General features: G+C 43.6%; 19 protein-coding genes. 8 read left to right on the top strand and 11 right to left on the bottom strand.

Annotated features, from left to right (window positions below):
- Positions 1-118: 118 nt before the first annotated feature.
- Together K1Y79_RS12100 and K1Y79_RS12105 are read left to right on the top strand one after the other, a co-directional pair.
- On the top strand, positions 119-1,489 hold the full coding sequence (locus tag K1Y79_RS12100) for a hypothetical protein (protein ID WP_220250278.1): 1,371 nt from the start codon (positions 119-121) through the stop codon (positions 1,487-1,489).
- A 182-nt stretch (positions 1,490-1,671) separates the two neighbouring features.
- Positions 1,672-2,619: a hydrogen peroxide-inducible genes activator gene (locus K1Y79_RS12105; RefSeq protein ID WP_220250279.1), complete on the top strand. Its 948-nt coding sequence runs from the start codon at positions 1,672-1,674 to the stop codon at positions 2,617-2,619.
- Between the two features lie 96 nt (positions 2,620-2,715).
- Here the strand turns inward: K1Y79_RS12105 and K1Y79_RS12110 are convergent, their stop codons facing one another.
- The 3 genes from K1Y79_RS12110 to prmA all read right to left on the bottom strand — a co-directional run bounded on the left by K1Y79_RS12110 (position 2,716) and on the right by prmA (position 5,325).
- Positions 2,716-3,519: a M48 family metallopeptidase gene (locus K1Y79_RS12110; RefSeq protein ID WP_220250280.1), complete on the bottom strand. Its 804-nt coding sequence runs from the start codon at positions 3,517-3,519 to the stop codon at positions 2,716-2,718.
- A 199-nt stretch (positions 3,520-3,718) separates the two neighbouring features.
- Entirely contained in the window at positions 3,719-4,372 is a 654-nt protein-coding gene (gene plsY / locus K1Y79_RS12115) for a glycerol-3-phosphate 1-O-acyltransferase PlsY (RefSeq protein WP_220250281.1), read from the bottom strand.
- Positions 4,373-4,503: 131 nt separating this feature from the next.
- Positions 4,504-5,325, bottom strand: a complete 822-nt coding sequence (gene prmA / locus K1Y79_RS12120; protein ID WP_220250282.1) for a 50S ribosomal protein L11 methyltransferase — start codon at positions 5,323-5,325, stop codon at positions 4,504-4,506.
- A 113-nt stretch (positions 5,326-5,438) separates the two neighbouring features.
- Here prmA and K1Y79_RS12125 point away from each other — a divergent pair, with 113 nt between their 5' ends.
- On the top strand, positions 5,439-6,026 hold the full coding sequence (locus tag K1Y79_RS12125; protein ID WP_220250283.1) for a hypothetical protein: 588 nt from the start codon (positions 5,439-5,441) through the stop codon (positions 6,024-6,026).
- 95 nt (positions 6,027-6,121) lie between these two features.
- Here K1Y79_RS12125 and K1Y79_RS12130 read toward each other — a convergent pair whose 3' ends face one another.
- The 4 genes from K1Y79_RS12130 to K1Y79_RS12145 all read right to left on the bottom strand — a co-directional run bounded on the left by K1Y79_RS12130 (position 6,122) and on the right by K1Y79_RS12145 (position 10,785).
- A complete protein-coding gene (locus K1Y79_RS12130; RefSeq protein ID WP_220250284.1) occupies positions 6,122-6,934 on the bottom strand; it encodes an NIPSNAP family protein in 813 nt (270 codons plus the stop codon).
- Positions 6,935-7,145: 211 nt separating this feature from the next.
- On the bottom strand, positions 7,146-9,500 hold the full coding sequence (locus K1Y79_RS12135; protein ID WP_220250286.1) for a polyribonucleotide nucleotidyltransferase: 2,355 nt from the start codon (positions 9,498-9,500) through the stop codon (positions 7,146-7,148).
- Positions 9,501-9,585: 85 nt separating this feature from the next.
- Complete coding sequence (rpsO, locus tag K1Y79_RS12140; RefSeq protein ID WP_012794085.1) at positions 9,586-9,858, bottom strand: 30S ribosomal protein S15; 273 nt, start codon at positions 9,856-9,858, stop codon at positions 9,586-9,588.
- A 234-nt stretch (positions 9,859-10,092) separates the two neighbouring features.
- A complete protein-coding gene (locus K1Y79_RS12145; RefSeq protein WP_220250287.1) occupies positions 10,093-10,785 on the bottom strand; it encodes a cell division ATP-binding protein FtsE in 693 nt (230 codons plus the stop codon).
- 150 nt (positions 10,786-10,935) lie between these two features.
- Here K1Y79_RS12145 and K1Y79_RS12150 point away from each other — a divergent pair, with 150 nt between their 5' ends.
- Complete coding sequence (locus tag K1Y79_RS12150) at positions 10,936-11,316, top strand: BlaI/MecI/CopY family transcriptional regulator (protein ID WP_220250288.1); 381 nt, start codon at positions 10,936-10,938, stop codon at positions 11,314-11,316.
- On the top strand, positions 11,313-12,563 hold the full coding sequence (locus tag K1Y79_RS12155; protein ID WP_220250289.1) for a M56 family metallopeptidase: 1,251 nt from the start codon (positions 11,313-11,315) through the stop codon (positions 12,561-12,563). The genes K1Y79_RS12150 and K1Y79_RS12155 overlap by 4 nt, the downstream gene beginning before the upstream one ends.
- A gap of 134 nt (positions 12,564-12,697) precedes the next feature.
- Here the strand turns inward: K1Y79_RS12155 and K1Y79_RS29405 are convergent, their stop codons facing one another.
- Positions 12,698-13,876 (bottom strand): AIR synthase related protein, encoded by a 1,179-nt coding sequence (locus K1Y79_RS29405; RefSeq protein ID WP_220250290.1) that lies wholly within the window; start codon positions 13,874-13,876, stop codon positions 12,698-12,700.
- A gap of 108 nt (positions 13,877-13,984) precedes the next feature.
- Here K1Y79_RS29405 and K1Y79_RS12165 point away from each other — a divergent pair, with 108 nt between their 5' ends.
- The gene (locus tag K1Y79_RS12165; RefSeq protein WP_220250291.1) at positions 13,985-14,917 is read left to right on the top strand and encodes a bifunctional riboflavin kinase/FAD synthetase; all 933 of its coding nucleotides are present in this window, start codon (positions 13,985-13,987) and stop codon (positions 14,915-14,917) included.
- Here the strand turns inward: K1Y79_RS12165 and holA are convergent, their stop codons facing one another.
- Positions 14,918-15,913 (bottom strand): DNA polymerase III subunit delta, encoded by a 996-nt coding sequence (gene holA / locus K1Y79_RS12170; protein ID WP_220250292.1) that lies wholly within the window; start codon positions 15,911-15,913, stop codon positions 14,918-14,920.
- 6 nt (positions 15,914-15,919) lie between these two features.
- The gene (locus K1Y79_RS12175) at positions 15,920-16,645 is read right to left on the bottom strand and encodes a ribonuclease H-like domain-containing protein (protein ID WP_220250294.1); all 726 of its coding nucleotides are present in this window, start codon (positions 16,643-16,645) and stop codon (positions 15,920-15,922) included.
- A gap of 106 nt (positions 16,646-16,751) precedes the next feature.
- On the opposite strand from K1Y79_RS12175, the gene K1Y79_RS12180 reads away from it, so the two are divergent.
- Together K1Y79_RS12180 and K1Y79_RS12185 are read left to right on the top strand one after the other, a co-directional pair.
- Positions 16,752-17,714, top strand: coding sequence for a DUF3450 domain-containing protein (locus K1Y79_RS12180; protein WP_220250295.1), 963 nt, complete (start codon positions 16,752-16,754; stop codon positions 17,712-17,714).
- 290 nt (positions 17,715-18,004) lie between these two features.
- On the top strand, positions 18,005-18,409 hold the full coding sequence (locus K1Y79_RS12185) for a response regulator (RefSeq protein ID WP_220250297.1): 405 nt from the start codon (positions 18,005-18,007) through the stop codon (positions 18,407-18,409).
- A gap of 174 nt (positions 18,410-18,583) precedes the next feature.
- Here K1Y79_RS12185 and K1Y79_RS12190 read toward each other — a convergent pair whose 3' ends face one another.
- Complete coding sequence (locus K1Y79_RS12190) at positions 18,584-20,230, bottom strand: ABC-F family ATP-binding cassette domain-containing protein (RefSeq protein WP_220250298.1); 1,647 nt, start codon at positions 20,228-20,230, stop codon at positions 18,584-18,586.
- Positions 20,231-20,284: the final 54 nt, after the last annotated feature.

Here is a 20,284-nt window from a genome sequence, read left to right on the forward strand (position 1 = left end):
TTAACAAAGTAGCTGAAAGACTGCATCTTTCAACTTATTATAAATTGTTATCTTTGTGTAAAGTTGTTTTTTGGCACCATATTTTCATGGTTTGTTAAAGAAACGCTAATACATTAGCATGCAGAAACAATTACAGGTCGCAACTGAAAGCGGGCTATCCAATGGCAGCTTGATGGAAGATGTGTATCCTGGTGTGAATGTTTGCTATTTTTCAAATCAGTTCAAGATCACGCATTTAAATTCTATGAGATATCTGACACTACTACTGATTTTTATTTCAAGTTTCCATTATGCGCAGGCACAGGAACCGGAGAAACCGAAGCCAACCACCACCGACGAACTCAAAAATGTGGTGATGCCTCAGGTTAGGACCCAGGATACGACCATTCGCAAGATAATGGAGGAACTACAGCGTATTAACGATAGCGACAAGCAAAACTCCAATGCTATTCAGGGGTTGCTGCAGGGTCGTGAGATTGATAATATTACCAAATATGAACTCATCCGTAATAATATCGTGTTCGCCAGCGAAACGTATTATTTGCTGAATAAAAAAATTATCGACCTTAAATCACGTACAACTACCAACAACCTTGATGTGTTCATCACTTCACTGAACAACCCGGAAAGTAAAGAGCTGGGTTTTTCCCTGAGTGACCGTATCGTGGAGCTGGTAGAGAAAGTGGTGCTGAAAGGTAAAGCTGACAAAAATGAAAAGAACGGCAAGATCGTAGAATCTACCAAGTCTATCATTTCCAGCCCTATCTTCCAGAGTTTCACCTCACTGACTCCTCCCCTGGCCATCGCTAACTCTGTGATGAACTTCCTGCACAGTATCAGCGTGAACAATAAAGAGATCAATCAGAACACACTGAAAGAGTTTGAAAAAGAACTGAACAAGTATGTTGTGTATTATACTGCACTGAATGATGCAAACCAGAAGTTTGAATACGGACTGAATTTCAACAAAGATCAGCTGAACTTACTGCAGGATAACTTGTATGATCATATCATGTTCACTGCCAGTGCGCTGAAATACCAGCTGCCTCAGCGTGGTAATAAATCGATTGGAGAAACGCTGAATGATTTCTTCTTTGACTTCAAAAGAGATAAAGTAGTTACTTTCTTCAGCGATCTGGAATCAAAATATACCAAAGGCAGAAAGGTAGATTACGAAGCATTGCTGCGTGAAAATCCGAATCTGAAAGAGGTAAACAACCAGCTGGAAGATCTGATACTTCAGACCAAACGTTTTGAGAACCTGTATAATGAATACTTTACCCTGCTGGATTCTTACTATGGTAAAGTAAACAGTTCGCTGAAAATAGCGCAGGATAATGGTCTGGCAGATAAAAATACGATCGATACCAAACAGGCAGAGTTCCGTAACCTGAAAGATGAAGCAGTAAAAGAAATTCAGGCTTCTATCAACATCAAGGAACTGTATAACAACACAGACAAGATCAAATACAGATACAGAATATTCTAGCAACCTCGGTTAACAGTTACGAATGACGGATTACGAATGATCAGGATCAGCCCTGGTACTATTTGTAATCCGTCATTTTTTTTGTCTGACTGCGTAATCTTGTCACACCAGCCGGTGCGTTTATCCGGCCACAGGTCGTTGATTCATCATAAATCGTAATTGATAATTCGTAATTTTACCGCATGACCACAGTTCAACTAGAATATATCGTTGCGGTTGATACCTACCGGAGCTTTGTGATTGCAGCCGAAAAATGCTTCGTTACCCAACCAACACTCAGCATGCAGATTCAGAAGCTGGAAGACGAGCTGGGAGTCAAGATATTTGACAGGAGTAAATTGCCTGTCATCCCGACGGAAATAGGTATTGAAATCGTTGCACAGGCCAGGATCATTCTGAAAGAAAATGGCAAGATCAAGGAAATCATCGGAGAGCATAAAAAGGAAGTGCAGGGAGTATTGCGTGTAGGCATTATTCCAACGTTAGCGCCTTATCTGCTTCCACGCATCCTGACCGGTTTTATGAAGAAGTATCCTAAAGTGAAGCTGGAGATATGGGAACATCCTACAGAACAGATTATTCAGCTGTTAAAGCAGGAACAACTGGATTGCGGGTTACTGGCAACACCGCTGCACAATCCGAATCTTGACGAACAACCGTTGTTCTACGAGTCATTTGTAGTATATGCTGCAAAAACAAACAGCCTATTTGAAAAGAAATATATTAAGCCGGAGGATATTGACGTACGTGAAGTATGGCTGCTGAATGAGGGGCACTGTATGCGTAACCAGGTATTGAACATCTGCCGGGATAAGTTCACAATGGGAGAATTTAAAAATCTTGAGTATAATACAGGCAGTGTGGAAACGCTGAAAAGAATGGTAGACCTGAATGCTGGTTATACTATCTTACCTGAGTTATCTCTGCAGGAGATGTCTGCCCGTCAGATGAATATGGTGCGTTATTTTAAAGCACCGGAACCTGTCAGAGAGATCAGCATTGTTACACACCGCTTCTTCATTAAGCAGGCGCTTATTGCAGCGTTCAAGAAAGAGATACTGGCACATGTACCAGATAAGATGAAGGTGCAGAAGAACAAACAGGTGGTAGATATTGCGATAGAGAAGTAAACCTGAGAAAAATAAAAACAGCCCCAATTTTTAATGCTTATTATCTGTTGATACGGTAAGCAGTAAAAATTGGGGCTGTTACTATTGTAAGCCGTTCTATTTGATCGGCGTATAATATTTCAGTGCTTCCGGCATGAGTCTTTGCAGTTCAGACACACGGCGATCATCACTTGGGTGGGTACTTACCAGTTCAGGTGGTTTGTTGCCACCGCTGGCAGCAGCCATACGTTTCCAGAAAGGAATAGATTCCTGCGGATTGTAACCTGCCATTGCCATGAAGATTACACCCAGGTGGTCAGCTTCCAGCTCATTTTTGCGGGAATATGCCAGCATACCCAGGTTACCACCTACACCAAATGACTGCAGGAAAATATTCTGTGCAGCGGGGTTACGGTTCAGGGCTACGGAGCCGGCTACCTGTATGCCTTGTGCAACTACCTGCTGACTCATACGCTCGTTACCATGGCGGGCGATGGCATGTGCAATTTCATGCCCCATTACACAGGCAAGTGCAGTTTCATTTTGTGTAACTGGCAGCAGACCTGTATAAACAACCACTTTACCACCTGGCATACACCAGGCATTCACTTCTTTACTGTCTACCAGGTTAAATTCCCATTTGTAGTTTGCTACTTCCCCAGCCATATTATTCTGAGTCATGTATCGGGTCACAGCATTGGCGATACGCTGCCCTACCCTTTTTACCATTTCAGCGTCTTTGCTGGTGGTAGCTGCTACTGTTTTATTCTGGGATAAGAAGCTCTGATATTCCTGAAGGGCCATGGATTGCATAGTGCTTTCAGGAATCAGATTTAACTGGCTACGGCCAGTAATAGGTACTTTGGCGCATGCTGTGATCAACGCCAGACCGGTACCGAGAAGAAGTAGTTTGTTTTGCATCTGAGACAGTTTGTTTGTGATGAGTGTTAACCCATCCGAAAGTGCTAACAGCTATTAAAGCAGTTTTTGATTCTCACGTTATACGGTATGTGAACACCTTATAATGTAACAATCAAAAACTGCGGAAAGTTAAATATTAATCTGATTCAGTGCAATAGATATGCCAGAAAGGGAAGCGGCATATCGGGTTTGTGCGGAGCTATTTTTTATCTCTCCTGTTCCTGAATAAAGGAACTTTGCTTTCATTACCGTTGATAAGACGGAAAATGTTTTTCTGGTGTGTCAGTACAACCATCAGTGCGACAGCGATGGCAAAGATACGGTAGAATACTTCGGGCTCATTGAAGATGTACAGGATCAGGATCGGGAATGCAATACTTGCAGAAATGGAGCTCAGTGATACATACCTTGTCAGGGAAAGGCTCAGCAGAAATACGCCTACGCAGCAGATAGCTACGAGCGGCTGAATAGCCAGTACAAGTCCGAACAGGGTTGCAATACCTTTACCGCCACGGAAGTTTGCCCAGATAGGAAAAATGTGTCCTACTACGGCGGCCAGACCAAGTCCTATTTGAAAGTTCACCAGTTGAGTGGTTACTTCCGTCAGGTGTTCCGGATTCTGATAGTAGCCAACAAGATAAGCCAGGCGTACTGCAATTACTCCTTTGAGCATATCTACCAGCATCACAAAAGATCCTGCTTTTGGTCCTAATACACGGAAGGTGTTGGTAGCACCGGCATTGCCGCTGCCATACTCCCGGATATCCATCCCAAAAACGCCCTTACTGACCCATACCGCTGTAGGCACGGAACCGATCAGATAAGCACAAAATAGTAACAATAATTCTGTCATACAACAAGTTAGGTTTTGCTAAGATAGTAAATTCGTTCGTTAAAATTAAGAAAACATTAAGAAATTCATTAACACGAAAATTGTATAGTTTTCAGAATAATAATAACTAATTTATCATGAACCAGCATCAACTATCGTGCTAATAGTTTCATTGCCAGCCAATTGTCTTTTTCCAGCTGCGATTCCAGCACCAGTGCATACTTACGGGCTGCCTCAAGTATAACCGCTTCATCTTCTTTAAGTATCCCACTGAGTAATAATATCCCATCGCTCGTCAGTATACGGCGCATATCGGCCATAAATTCCAACAGGATATTCCTGTTAATATTAGCCAGTACTACATCGTAGCTGCCTTTTATATTCTTCAGGCTGTCAGACTGCCAGACTTTTACAGGCGATGCATTATTATTGGCAATGTTCTCTTTTGTATTTTCTACGGACCAGTTATCAATATCAATCGCATCTATTACAGCAGCGCCCATTTTACATGCCAGGATGGCAAGTATACCTGTACCTGTACCAAAGTCGAATACCTGTTTGCCTCCGAAATCAATACCCTGCATCAGCTTAATTACTGAGTAGGTTGTGGCATGATGTCCTGTTCCGAAAGACATTTTGGGGGTGATCAGTATTTCGTGCCGGGGTTGCGGCATAAAAGGCTCATGAAATGCTGCCCTGATACCACAGAAATCATCTACCTGTACCGGTTGAAAATTACTTTCCCATACGGCATTCCAATTGGTTTGTTCTATACGCTCTTTTGTATATGTGAGACCAAAGCCTTCTGCCAGTTCGTTGGTTGCTGATTCATTAAAATCTTCCTCGGGAATATATGCAACGAGGATATCTCCATGCTGCTCTTCAAAACCTTCAAAACCATTCTCTGCTAACACTGCCACCAGTATATCTTTCAGGTCATTGGTACAGGTTAGGGTAATTGCGATATGTGCCATAGCAACAAAGATAGAGAAACTAAGTGCATCCTGATAATTTGGCCATTTTCAGGGATAGACATGCATAAAATATCTTTGTTATATTTGTGAAATATTTAATGAAACCATATTTTATGAGAACCTTGTTTTTAACAGTGATAATGCTGGTTGCAGCCCTCGCCAGCCAAGCGCAGGAAATCGTTAAGTTGTACCCTGACGATACAATGAAAGATTCTATTATTTACCAGAACAAAACCAGCGTCCTTGTTATCAATCGCGTAGATCTGGTTAACTATATGAAGGGTATGGATACCTTATTACAGAAAGAATGTTATAGCAATAACACCTATTTCCGTAATATCCAGTTCAGTCATCTGACTGCGCAGGAGCTGGAATCACACTTCACCAGTGCACAAACTTTCCTGGCTGATTCCAATCATACTAACCTGGAATATAATACTGACAAATTTGTACAGTTCTGGACAGAAGATGAGAACATTCTGCTGCCATACATAGAAGATATGTTGTCCAGCCTGTTACAGGATGGTCGTATTAAAGTGATTGACAGAAGCAGTAATAAAATTGTTCCGCAGTATACTATCTTCTGGGAAGATATTGCAGGACAGGGCTTCAAGATTTATAAACTGCCTTCCGGCAGAATTATATTTAAAGAAAGTAATCATTATATCGAGCAGTATGCCGGCGCTGGCACTGCCAGATAATTGTACCTACTCAATTGAATATCCAACAGTCGCAAAAAAGGCCGGAACTTAATACGTTCCGGCCTTTTTGTTATTAAATGCTATAGCTCTTTCTATCAGATATCTGAATATGGCGCAGGCTGTAAGAAGATGATATCTGCCTTATTCATATTGTGTGCATACTCCGGCTTAGCCAACAGTTGCTTCCACGCAGCATCAGCGCCAAACGCTTTCCAGTGCTCATCCCGGGCAGCTTTGTTATCGAAGGTAGTCATGTACATCAGGTTAGGCATACGGCTACCACTGAGTACTTCAGCATAGAAAACCGCATTAAAACCCAGCCGTTTAAAGATGCCCACTTCATCACCTTTATTGAACATATCTACTTTGTTACGATACAGTTTATCCGTCGGACTTTCATAACTGCGCAATTCATAAACGCGTTCACTTTTAGGTCCGGTTAATCCGGGTAGTGCCATTTTAGGCATTCCTGGAAAAGCCTGCAGGATAATGGTTTCCTGGCGGAGGAATGTTGGGTTATCCCAGGCGGCGTCGATAAAATCTTTAGCAGCATTGACGTAGGTACTGTTCTGTAGTAATGTTTTGGGCAATTGTAAAAGTTGTTCGGCAGAGTTACCAGGTATCAATACATATATCCTGCGATCTGCGGCGGTGTCATTACCAACCGGTTTAAAGACGCCCACATGTGCAGTACCAGCCTTATGCAGCGCCGGCATCAGTGCGTCTTTCAGATAGGTGTCCATACGCGCTTCCTGTGCTGCATCTTTCAGATGATACACAAGAATGCTGTAATACTCTTTTTTAGGAGGAGTATGATGTGCCGCCTGCAACAGGCAGGGCAGCAGGAAAAGCAGCAGGCTGGCAATAGCTGCCTGCCGGGAACGTAATGAAATACTCTTTGTTTTCACTTTTGTGGAGTTTTTGAAGACCTGAAAATAGCGTGTACCTGACTGTTAATATACGATTTATAAACAGGGGCAGGTAGTGATTATATTAACTATCAGATAAAATAGTAGGTGCGGTTCAGTTACTGTTCAGTACGGATAATTATGGCGAAAAAAAAGCAGCCGTTCTGTGTGAGACAGAACGGCTGCTATATGTTTTAGTCTATGTATAAGACTATTCTTCGTCAAACATTGGCTCCTGAGGAGTTTCTGGTGGCGTTGGACGAGGGCCGCGATCATTTCTGTCGCCACCATCACGAGGACCACGACGGTCACCACGATCACCACCACGGTCGTTACGGTCACCACGGAAAGGAGGACGTCCACCGCGATCGCCACGGTCACCTCTATCACCACGATCACCTCTGTCGCCGCGATCACCACGCTCGCTACCTTCAGGTCTTTCTACATAACCTTCTGGTTTTGGCATCAGTACACGACGGCTCAGTTTAAACTTACCGGTTTTAGGATCGGTACCTACCAGTTTCACTTTTACTTTCTCGCCTTCAGTCAGTACACCGTCCATTGTTTCCAGGCGTTTCCAGGAAACTTCAGAGATGTGCAGCAGACCTTGTTTACCAGGCAGGAACTCAACGAATGCACCATAAGGCATTACTGACTTAACAGTTGATTCGTAAGTTTCACCGATTTCAGGTACAGCAACGATACCTTTTATCCACTCGAGCGCTTTCATGAGCCCTTCTTTCTGTGCAGAGAAGATGCTTACTTCGCCGGTTTCACCAACTTCTTCGATGTTGATGGTTGTACCGGTTTCACGCTGAATTTCCTGAATTACTTTACCACCTGGTCCGATCACAGCACCGATAAATTCGCGGTCGATGATCAGTTTCTCCATACGAGGAGCGTGTGGTTTTGGTTCCGGACGTGGCGCTTCCATGCAGTTATACATTGCATCGATGATATGAAGACGGCCGTTACGTGCCTGCTCCAGTGCTTTACGCATTACGTCCATGCTCAGGCCATCTACTTTAATATCCATCTGGATACCGCAGATACCATCGCGGGTACCGGTTACTTTGAAGTCCATATCACCCAGGTGATCTTCATCGCCGAGGATGTCGGTGAGCACAGCCCACTTACCATCAGAAGCGCGGGAGATCAGACCCATAGCCACACCAGATACGTGTTTAGGCAAAGGTACACCTGCGTCCATCAGTGCCAGTGAACCAGCACATACGGTTGCCATTGAAGAGGAACCGTTAGACTCAAGGATATCAGAAACTACACGCACGGTATAGGCGTATTCGCTACCTGGCATCATCTGCTTCAGGGAACGCATAGCCAGGTTACCATGCCCTACCTCACGACGGCCAGGACCGCGCATAGGTTTTACTTCACCTGTAGAGAATGGAGGGAAGTTGTAGTGCAGGATAAACTTAGTATATTTTGATGTTGAAGCGCTTTCGATCAGCAGTTCATCATCCGGGGTACCCAGGGTCACAGTAGTCAGTGACTGGGTTTCACCACGGGTGAAGAGTGCGGAACCATGCGGAGAAGGCAGGATATCTGTTTCCATGTTGAGTGGACGTACCTGATCAAGGTTACGGCCATCCAGACGGATGGATTCATCCAGGATCATGTTACGTATTACTTCCTTCTCGAGAGAATGGAAATATTTACCTACCAGTGGAGCGTCTTCTTCAGGCAGTTCACCCAAAAATGCTACCAGTTCTTCGTTGATTTTATCGAAGGCATCCGAACGATCGTGTTTTGCAGATGCAGATTTAGCTACTGCCAGAATGCGGTCTTTGGCAAAATCGCTGATTTTAGCCTTCAGTTCCTCATTCGCGTATGGTTTATCGTAATCACGTTTGCCAGTTACGCCAGCTTTTGCACGGAGTTCTTCCTGTGCCTGTACCTGTACGCGGATAGCATTGTGAGCGAGTTCAATTGCTTTGATAATATCTTCCTCGCTGCACTCCTTACTTTCACCTTCCACCATCATGATGTTCTTGTCAGTAGCACCGATGATGAAGTCCATGTCTGCCTTTTCGAGCGGAGTACGGTTTGGATTGATAACGAGTTGTCCATCTATACGGGACACTCTTACTTCAGAGATAATTTCCTGAATAGGCACGTCAGAAACGGCCAGTGCAGCAGAAGCAGCAAGGCAGGCCAGTGCATCCGGCATCACTTCCGGATCGGAAGAGATGAGGCTTACCAGTACCTGTACTTCGCAGAAATAGTCATCAGGGAACAGTGGGCGCAATGCGCGGTCGATCAAACGTGAAATCAGTACTTCGTAGTCGGATAATTTTCCTTCGCGTTTAAAGAAAGAACCTGGGATACGTCCTGCAGAAGCAAATTTTTCCTGGTAATCAACAGTAAGGGGGAAGAAGGATTGTCCTGGTTTTGGAGTTTTTGCCGCAACAACCGTAGCCAGCAGGATACAGTTGCCTAGACGAACCGTAACGGCACCATCTGCCTGGCGGGCTAACTTACCAGTTTCAATGGTCACGATCCGGCCATCTCCTATATCGAAATTAACTGAGATAGGTGTCAGATTCATAAAAAGAGAAGATTAAAATGGTATACCTAAAAAAAAACTATTCCCAACCTTATAAGTTGGGAATAGCGTTATAAAAAAGTTCCTATTATTTTCTGAGACCTAATTTCTCGAGCAGGGCGCGGTAGCCTGTGAGATTAGTTTTAGAAAGGTAGGAAAGCAGACGCTTTCTCTGGCCTACCATTTTCATCAAACCACGGTGTGTAGAAAAGTCCTTTTTGTTTTCTTTCAGGTGACTGGAAATGCTGTTGATACGCTCAGTCAGCAGTGCGATTTGCGCTTCTACAGAGCCGGTATTTTTCTCGCTTCCACCAAATTCTTTAAAAATATTGGCTTTCTTTTCAACAGTTAAGTAAGACATCTTAATAATTAAATAATAAAATGATAAAGGTTTATTTAGTCGCTATTTTTCCGGGGCAAAGGTAAATTAAATATTGTGAATTAACAATTTCGTAAAAATTTTACCTGAAAAGATATCCACCTGGCCTCCTTCCATTCTGTCAGTCCCATCCGGTAAAACCCGGCAGCAGCTGAAAGTCAGGAAGATAGAGCCCGCTTTGCCCAATAACGTGTCCGTTTAAAAATTCAGTTATTATTACACAAAGGTAACGCTTGCATGGTCAGTAACCTTGCCATTCTCGGTACGCAATACCCTGGAAGGGAATTTCTGTAATAATATATAATCATGGGTAGCCATAACTACTGCCGCACCCTCTTCCCTGCTGATCCTAAACAGTAACTGCATGATGCCATCTGATGTCTCAGGGTCCAGGTTACCAGTTGGCTCATCTGCAAGGATGAGTTTTGGTGAATTAAGCATAGCACGGGCAATGTCTACACGTTGCTGCTCACCACCACTGAGTTCGTAAGGCATTTTGAAACCCTTCGTATTTAAGCCTACTTTGTCCAGTACGTCATTGATCTTCTCTTCCATCTTCTTATTGTCAGTCCAGCCGGTTGCTTTCAAGGCAAACTTCAGATTGTCCTGAACCGTTCTGTCTGTAAGTAACTGGAAGTCCTGAAATACTACGCCAAGGTTACGACGAAGATAAGGTACCTTTTTCCAGTCCATCTTCTTCAGATCAAACCCAACTACCTGTCCTGCACCTTCTTTCAGGGAAAGATCTCCGTACAGCGTTTTCAACAGGCTGGACTTACCAGTACCGGTTCTGCCTATCAGGTATACAAATTCTCCTTTGTTCACCGTAATGTTCACGTCAGCAAGGATCAGGGACGTTCCCTGGAAGATATTCACATTGGATAATTGTATAATCGGTTGTTCTGTCATTTCTCGCCGTATGGGTTTATTAAAACAAAAATAGCTATTTAGGATTGTTCCACGTCATAAAATTACCTCATATCTTATTCAACTAAAAAAATAGTTTGTAAACTAAAAAAGTAGTTATACCTTTAGAATAACAACTAAACGCCACCGATTATGACAACTGTAAAAACACTTACCAAGGCGGAAGAACAGGTTATGCAGGCATTGTGGAAAACAGGGCCGGCATTTGTAAAAGACATGATAGACCTGATGCCTGAACCAAAGCCACATTATAATACGGTCTCTACCCTGATCAAAATATTACAGGAAAAAGGCTTTGTTGATTATAAAGCCTTTGGCAAATCCTACCAGTATTATGCTCTTATCTCAAAAGAAGAATACAGCCGCAACACAATGCAGCATTTTGTAAAAGGATACTTCTCCGGCTCCTTCAGAGATATGGTTTCCTTCTTTGTGAAAGAAAAGGATCTCAGTGTAAATGAACTGGAGCAATTACTGGAACAAATTAAGGACGCTAAAAAAGATCAACCATGAATGCGCTTCTCCCCTACGCAATTAAGGTGCTTGTATGCTCAGGCATCCTTTATGCCTATTATGCACTGGCACTGAAAAACAATCCTTTCCACCGCTGGAACAGGGGTTTCATCCTGCTGGCAGTTATTGCCTCCCTGCTGATACCAGCCTTACAGTTCTCCGTGCAGGCAGCTCCGGCAGCCGCCAACGAGATGAACATGATCATAGTGGTAGCCTACGTAAATCACACCGTACAGCAGGCCGGTGCCAGTATCACATCATGGTTGCCCATTACGCTGTATGGACTTGTTGCACTGATACTACTGGTGGATATAGCCCGTAACTGGGTACTGATAAAACGCCTGGTACGCAGCGGAGAAAAAACACAGCGTAACGGTTACCGGATGATCACACATCCGCAGGTGAAATCCACCTTTTCCTTTTTCGGAGATATATTCTGGTCTGACGAAACCACTCCTGACACCCCTCAAGGCCGTCAGATGCTGAAACATGAACTGGAACACGTGCGGGCCAGACATACGGCCGACAAACTGTTTATGCAACTGGTATGTGCTGTATGCTGGTTCAATCCTTTCTTTCACCTGTTTAAAAAGGAGTTGGTGATGGTGCATGAATTTCTGGCCGACAGGGCTGCTGCCGAAGAAGAAGCAAAAGAAGATTATGCGCGCACCTTATTGCAGATTACCCTGCAGACCAGGTTACCCCTGCTGACCAACAGTTTCTCGCAGTCACCTGTCAAACGCCGGATACTCATGTTGTTTACCCAAAACACTAATTATACACTTATGAAAAAGATCATCATTTTCCCCATAGTATTATTGCTGGGCTTCGCTATTGGTTGCCAGCAGGAACTGGATCTGAATATAAAAAAGGATAAGCCTGTAAGTACCTCCGGCAATCCATCTGCTAAAAAAGCCCTGGAAGGCGACGTGTTAACTTTCGTAAGTGATCCGCCGAGCTACCCGGGAGGAGAAGACGCGCTTATGCGCTACCTGAGCAGCAACATCCATTACCCGAAAGAGGCACAGGACTTAAATATAGCAGGAACTATTTTTGTCAACTTTGTGGTAGATAAAGACGGTTATATCCAAAACGTTAAAACAGTCGGTAACCGTATAGGTGCAGGATTGGAAGAAGAATCACTTCGTGTTGTAAATGAAATGCCTAAATGGAATCCGGGGAGACAAGATGGCGAGGCGGTAAACGTAGCCTTCAATCTTCCTATCAGATTTGTATTGCAGGACTAGTCTGAAGTAATATCTAACACAACTAAAAAACAAAAACCGGATGCCTTACAGGTATCCGGTTTTCATTTTTATCATATTGTCTGATCTGAGCGGCAGCACAAATACGTAACTGACCTGTTACCTCTGCGGTCAGATTAGTTATATACAAACTCGCCCTGCGCGCTGCGCACAGTTACCTGTTTAACAGTAGCTGGCTCCACACGGCCAACAATCTGGGCGTCGATATTAAAGTTCTTGCTGATGCTGATAATATCTGCCGCAATTTCTTCAGGTACATACAGTTCCATACGATGCCCCATATTGAATACCTGGTACATTTCTTTCCAGCTGGTGCCTGACTGTTCCTGAATAAGCTGGAACAATGGCGGAACAGGAAACAGGTTATCCTTGATCACATGCAGGTTATCGATAAAATGCAGCACTTTGGTTTGTGCACCGCCACTACAATGTACCATGCCGTGTATACGGGAGCGATATGCTTCCAGTATCTGTTTGATGACAGGTGCGTAAGTACGGGTAGGAGATAATACAAGTCTGCCGGCATCTACTGTGCCGAATCCCGGAATATCAACTTTATCAGTCAGGGACTTCTTACCACTGAATATGAGTTCATATGGTATACCCGGATCATAGCTCTCCGGATATTTTTCAGCCACCTGTTTATTAAATACGTCATGACGTGCGGAAGTCAGGCCATTACTACCCATACCACCGTTGTAGAATTTCTCATAAGACGCCTGTCCGTAAGAAGATAGTCCCACAATTACATCGCCGGCCTGTATGGTATGATTAGAGATCACTTCAGATCTTTTCATACGGCAGGTGACAGTAGAGTCCACGATGATGGTACGAACCAGATCGCCTACATCGGCAGTTTCACCACCTGTTGAATGTATGCTGATACCATGGCTGCGCAGTTCTTCCAGGATCTCTTCAGTGCCATTAATGATAGCAGCGATCACCTCTCCGGGAATCAGTTGTTTATTACGGCCAATAGTGGAAGATAGCAGGATATTTTCGGTAGCGCCCACACACAGCAGGTCATCTATGTTCATGATGATGGCATCCTGAGCGATGCCTCTCCACACGTCCAGGTTACCTGTTTCTTTCCAGTAAGTATAAGCCAGAGAAGATTTAGTGCCTGCTCCGTCAGCATGCATAATATTGCAATATTCTTCCTGTCCGCCCAGGATATCGGGCACTATTTTACAGAAAGCTTTCGGAAACAGTCCTTTGTCAATATGCTTAATAGCATTATGCACATCCTCTTTTCCGGCTGAAACGCCGCGCTGCGCGTAGATATTCTGATCCACCAGATAATTTTATTAATGAACAATCTGCTGCAAAAGTAACTGATTAGCCACTTATCTGATATCTAAATGTTGTAATTTGCATAGGATTTTGATCGTTTAAGGCAATTTATGCGGATACACAGGGACCTCACCCATTTGCCAGCTTTGAGGCGGGCTGTTATTACAATAGGAACTTTCGACGGCGTACACAGCGGTCATCGTTATATTATTCAACAATTGCAAGAGACAGCAGCAGCCTGTGATGGGGAGACTGTGATTATTACTTTTGACCCTCATCCCAGGGAGGTATTACAACCTGGAGGCGCGCCAGTAAAGCTGTTGACTACGCTCGATGAGAAAATTGAATTGTTATCCCGCCAGGGCATTGACCATGTTGTTATTGTACCTTTCACCCGGGAGTTCTCGGAGCTTTCCGCCAGGGAGTACCTGGAAGACTTTCTTATAGAAAAGTTTAATCCTCACACTATTATTATTGGATATGACCATCGTTTTGGGCATAATCGGGAAGGCGGACTGGAATTGCTGGAAGCAGAGCAGAACCAGTATGGTTTTCAGCTGGTTGAGATCCCTCAGCAGGTCGTACATGATCTGGCTGTGAGTTCGACTAAGATCCGTAAAAGTCTGAATGAAGGCAATATTGAACTGGCCAATGAATTACTGGGGTATCCTTATTTCATTGAAGGGAAGGTTGTACATGGCGATAAAATGGGGCGCAAGCTTGGTTATCCTACTGCCAATATGGAATTGCCGGATCCCAGAAAACTGATACCAGTAGAGGGTATATATGCAATAAAGGTACATCTGGATAAACAACCGCCTTTAAATGGCGTAATGAGTATTGGTACACGTCCGACGTTTAACGGGACTGACCTGAGAGTGGAGGCGCATATTTTTGACTTCAGTCAGGAGATCTATGACAAACTGTTGCGGGTGGAACTGATCAGCTATATCAGAGCTAATCAGAAGTTTGACAATATAGATGCCCTGATTGCCCAGATGGATAAAGACAGCCTGCAGGCCAGAAAAGTACTGAACGCCTGATCAATACATCAGCTTATATACCAGTTCTTTCATTAACTCACCATCTTCCACACCGCTATCATTGATACCAATACTGCGCAGGTTATAAGCATGCAGCAGCAGGATAGCTTTTTCGGTACCTTCCAGTCCATACTGGCGGGCGGCGTTCACATAGTCTTTGACAAAGAAGGTGTGTACGCCCAGAGCGGCTGCCACTTCCTTTTCTCCTCCTTTCACACCAAATACCATGTTCATTTTGCTGAAGAAGTTGTATAAAGCCGGTAGTACCATCTGTATCGGACCCGCCTTCGGGTTGGCGGCAAAGTAGTTGATGATACGCATTACTTTCGCAATGTCTTTCTGTCCCAAGGCATTCTGAAGCTCGAATACGTTGTATTCCTTACTGATACCAACGTATTTTTCGATATCGTTCTCATCGATTTTCTTATTTGGAGGCAGGTTTACCAAAAGCTTGTCTATTTCATTAGCCATACGGGAGAGGTCATTCCCTATATGGTCTACCAGCAGGATACCGGCTTTTTGTGAAATAGCTCTTCCCAGGCTGACCACATAAGCGTCTACCCAGGCAGGCAGTTGGTTATCATACATCTTCTTGGTAGTCAATAACACTCCCTTTTCCTTGATCAGCTTAGCTAGTTTGCTACGTCCGTCAATCTTACCTTGCTTATGGGCTACTACGAAAACGGTGGAAGACAATGGGTTATCGATATAGGCCTCCAGTTTCAGGATATCTTTCATAGACTGGGCCTCTTTCAGGACCACTACCTGTCTTTCTGCAAACATCGGATAACGACGGCAGGCATTAATTACAGTACTCCAGTCGGTATCTTTCCCATAGAGGACGGTCAGGTTAAATCCTTTTTCTGCTTCGTCCAGCAGGTGATGCTCGGCGTAGGTACTCACCTGATCGATGAAGAAATCTTCTTCTCCTTCCAGCCAGTATAGGGGGCGGAACTTCTTTTGCTTCCAGTCTGATATAATATCCTGATAATCCATGCTTTATTATTTTGTATATACTACGTCATGCTCTTCCAGCAGGGGAATACCTTTGAAGCGCATCAGCAGTTGCCCTACAGCTAAAACGTCTTTCTGGCAATAGCTGGAGATTCTTTCCAGATCACGTTCCTCCCAGTATACCTTTCCAACCATACTACCGTCAATATCATCTTTCGGTGTTGTAATACCCATTATCGCTGTCAGGAGTTTCAAGGACGTATAGTTTTTGAAATCTCCGAAGCGCCATAACTGCATGGTATCCAGCATTGGTAACTCCCAGGGTTTGAACCCATGAATCTGCAAAGGCAGGGGCAAAGATAGCTGATGGATAACAGATCGCCTGCAAATAAAAGGAATATCAAATTCTTTGATATTATGTCCGGCGAACTGAAAGCCATTAAACTTCAGATGAAATTTATTCACCAATTCTAAAAAACTGTTTAATACAACCTTTTCATCGTCATTAGAGAAGGATTTTATACGTAGTTGATAACGACCATTTTCTACACAGAAGAAGCCTACGGAAATGCAAACAATCTTGCCAAATTCCGCATAGATCCCAGCCCTGTCTGCATATGCCTCTGCCGCGTCCCCTGAATCTGGCAAAGTTTTTGCAATTTTGTCGGTCCAGAGCAACTGCATATTGTCAGGTAAGCTATTAAAGGCCGCTACAGCGGGAGTTGTCTCAATATCAAGCAACAATAACTGATCTAAAGATATATTCGCTAACACTATTTTGTACGGTTTATATTTTTTTGTAATAAAGTATTTTTAACAATTACATTTGCATAAGAACATTTAACCATATAACAATAAACTATAAAACACAAAAACGACTATGACTGAGAACACTTTTAACACGCCTGCGGCAGGATCTCCTGGACCTGAAAAACCTAGAAGCCGTAATGGTCTGATATATGGTATACTGATAGCAGCACTGGCCGGTACCTGGATTTATATGTTGTATGACAAAAATAAAACTACCGATCAAATTGCTCAACAGGCAACACAGATAGATTCAATTTCAACTTCAAGAGATGCTTTACAGCAGGAATATAATGCTGCAAATGCCCGTCTGGATGATCTGATTTCCCAGAACAGCCGCATGGACAGTCTCGTGAAGACAAAAGATAAAGAAATTGCGGATATGAAGGCAAGGATCTCTGGTATCCTGTCTAACAAAAACGCAACGCAGAAAGAACTGGCTGAAGCCCGTCGTCTGATCGAAACCCTGAAAGGTAACATTGAGAACTATACGCAGACAATTGAGCGTCTGGAAGGTGAGAAAATCGTCCTGACAGGTGAGCGTGATTACGCCCGCAAAGAAAGAGATGAAGTAACCACTCAGAGAGACAGTCTGAATAAGAAAGTGAACCTGGGTTCTGTATTACATGCATCTAACATTCACCTGCAGCCTATTAATCTGAAAAAGAACGGTAAAGAGGTAGAAACAACCAAAGCAAAACGTGCTGATATGATGCGCGTAACCTTCGACCTGGATGAAAACAGGATCGCTCCTACCGGTGACAAAGAATTATATGTTTCTATCACTTCCCCTGATGGATCTCCGCTGGCTGTAGAAGCGCTGGGTTCTGGCAGATTTACATTGGAAGATGGTACCGAAAAACTGTATACTGCAAAGAAAACAGTTAACTATGCTACCGGTCAGAAACAGAGCGTAAGCATGGATTGGAAACAAAATTCCGATTTCAAACCAGGCGATTACGCAGTAGAAATCTATCACGATGGTTTCAAAATTGGTTCTGGTAAAGTGACGCTGAAAAAAGGCGGACTGTTCTAATAGTCACATCTTCATATATGAATCCCGGATGTCGTTTTCCTACAGGAAACAGGCATCCGGGATTTTTTATTCTATAAGGACTCCTTATTAAGTCGATCAATAAGAAAACTACCTTTGAAAATTTGTTAACAATTAGTTATTGATAAATATTCATATATAAATTTATAATTAATTAGTGTTTATTTGCACCCGATTGCATCATGTGAAAACCGGGGATTACATCAGCTTACATACAATGTTGCCCCCAATTGTTACAGTTAGAGAAACTCACGGCGTTAAACCAGGTATATATGGCGGAAAACACTAAACAGGTGTATGTGGTTGATGACGATGAAATATTCCATTTCATCCTGAAAAAGATGTTTGAACAACAGATCGACAATAAACTGAAAGTGACATCCTTCCTGTCTGCGGAAGATGCATTGGAGCGTTTGCAACAACCTGATAACCAGTTATTACCTTCCCTGATTATCCTGGACATGAATATGCAGCGTATGAACGGCTGGGACTTCATAGAGGCCTACCGGGACATCAAGTGTAACCTTGGTCAGCAGATTCCCATTGTTATGTGCTCTTCTTCCATTGACAACAGGGACATACAAAAGGTGAAAAGGACACCAGAGCTGATGGCGTATATTACGAAACCGCTGGATTCGGAGAAGATGCAGCAGATAAAGAAACTAATTGGCAATTAGTAGTGAAGGTTTAGGGGTTGGCATAAAAGGACTAGGATACATACAAGCTACGAAAAGGATGTAACACGATATAAACTAACAGTATATAAAGAAAAAGGCGCTTCAGTGAAGCGCCTTTTTCTATCTTGAAAAACCGGAGATCAAACGACCCCTGATTTCAAATTACTGACTGTATTATGCAATAGCAATCTTTTCACCGTACATTTCTTCTCTCAGTGTTTTCACACGCTCATCTGCCAGGTATTCATCGAAGGTCATCAGTCGGTCAATAATACCCTTAGGAGTGATCTCAATGATACGGTTGGCTACTGACTGCATGAATGTATGGTCATGTGTAGTGAACAGTACGATACCACTGAAATTCACCATGCTTTCGTTGAAAGACTGGATAGATTCCAGGTCAAGGTGGTTGGTAGGTTCATCCAGCACTACCACGTTAGGATCCTGCAGCATCATACGGCTGGTCATACAACGTACTTTCTCACCACCACTTAACACACTGGTTTTCTTCATAATCTCGTCACCGCTGAACAGCATTTTACCCAGGAAGCCACGCAGGAACGGCTCATCCACATCAGTTACGTGTGGTGGCACGAACTGGCGTAACCAGTCCATCAGGTTCAGGGAAGGATCAGTGAAGAATTTAGCGTTATCATTAGGCAGGTAAGCAGAAGTTACAGTAGTACCCCACTCATATTTACCACCATCAGCGGTCTGTTCGCCGTTGATTATTTCAAAGAATGTGGTCAATGCCAGGTGCTCCTTAGCCAGGAATGCGATTTTATCACCTTTATTCACAGTGAAGGTTACATTGCTGAACAGGGTAGTACCCTCGGTGGATTTCTCCAGTTTCTCCACATTCAGGATCTGGTTACCAACTTCACGACGTTGCTTGAAGATGATACCAGGATATTTACGGTTGGAAGGCTGGATATCTTCAATAACCAGTTTTTCCAGGGCCTTTTTACGGGAGGTAGCCTGTTTACTTTTGGAAGCGTTGGCACTGAATCGGGCAATGAAGTCCATCAGGTCCTTACGTTTATCTTCCATCTTTTTGTTCTTATCGGCAATCTGACGAGCCATCAGCTGAGAAGACTCATACCAGAAGCTATAGTTACCGGAGAAGATCTGGATCTTGGCGCGATCTACGTCTGCCACATGGGTACAAACCGCATCCAGGAAGTGACGGTCATGGGATACCACTATCACAATGTTCTCATAATCAGCCAGGAAGTTCTCCAACCAGCCGATCGTTTCTACGTCCAGGTGGTTGGTAGGCTCATCCAGCAGGAGTATATCAGGGTTACCGAACAGGGCTTGTGCCAGGAGCACACGCACCTTCAGGTTACCACTCAAATCCTTCATCAGTAAGCCATGCACGTCTTCTTTTACACCCAGATCGCCCAGCATTACACCAGCGTCACTTTCTGCGGTGTAACCACCCATTTCACCATATTCTGCCTCCAGTTCACCGGCGCGCATACCATCCTCTTCTGTAAAGTCAGCTTTGGCATAGATCGCATCTCTTTCGTTTGCGATTTCCCACAGCTTTTTATTACCCATCAGTACTGTGTTCAGTACAGTTGTCTCATCAAATTCAAAGTGGTTCTGTTTGAGAACACTCATGCGTTCACCTGGTGTAATCTCTACCGTACCTTTGGTAGGGTCGATCTCACCGGATAATATTTTGAGGAAGGTGGATTTACCGGCGCCATTCGCACCTATCACACCATAACAGTTACCTTTGGTGAAATTGAGGTTAACTTCATCAAACAACACCCTTTTTCCAAAAGAAAGCGATACGTTTTTTACACTGATCATGCTGGCTAAAGAAATTTAAGGCGCAAAGTTACTAAATGTTCCTGGTTTTCCTGT

This window comes from Chitinophaga rhizophila (genome assembly GCF_019492185.1).
Lineage (GTDB): Bacteria > Bacteroidota > Bacteroidia > Chitinophagales > Chitinophagaceae > Chitinophaga > Chitinophaga rhizophila.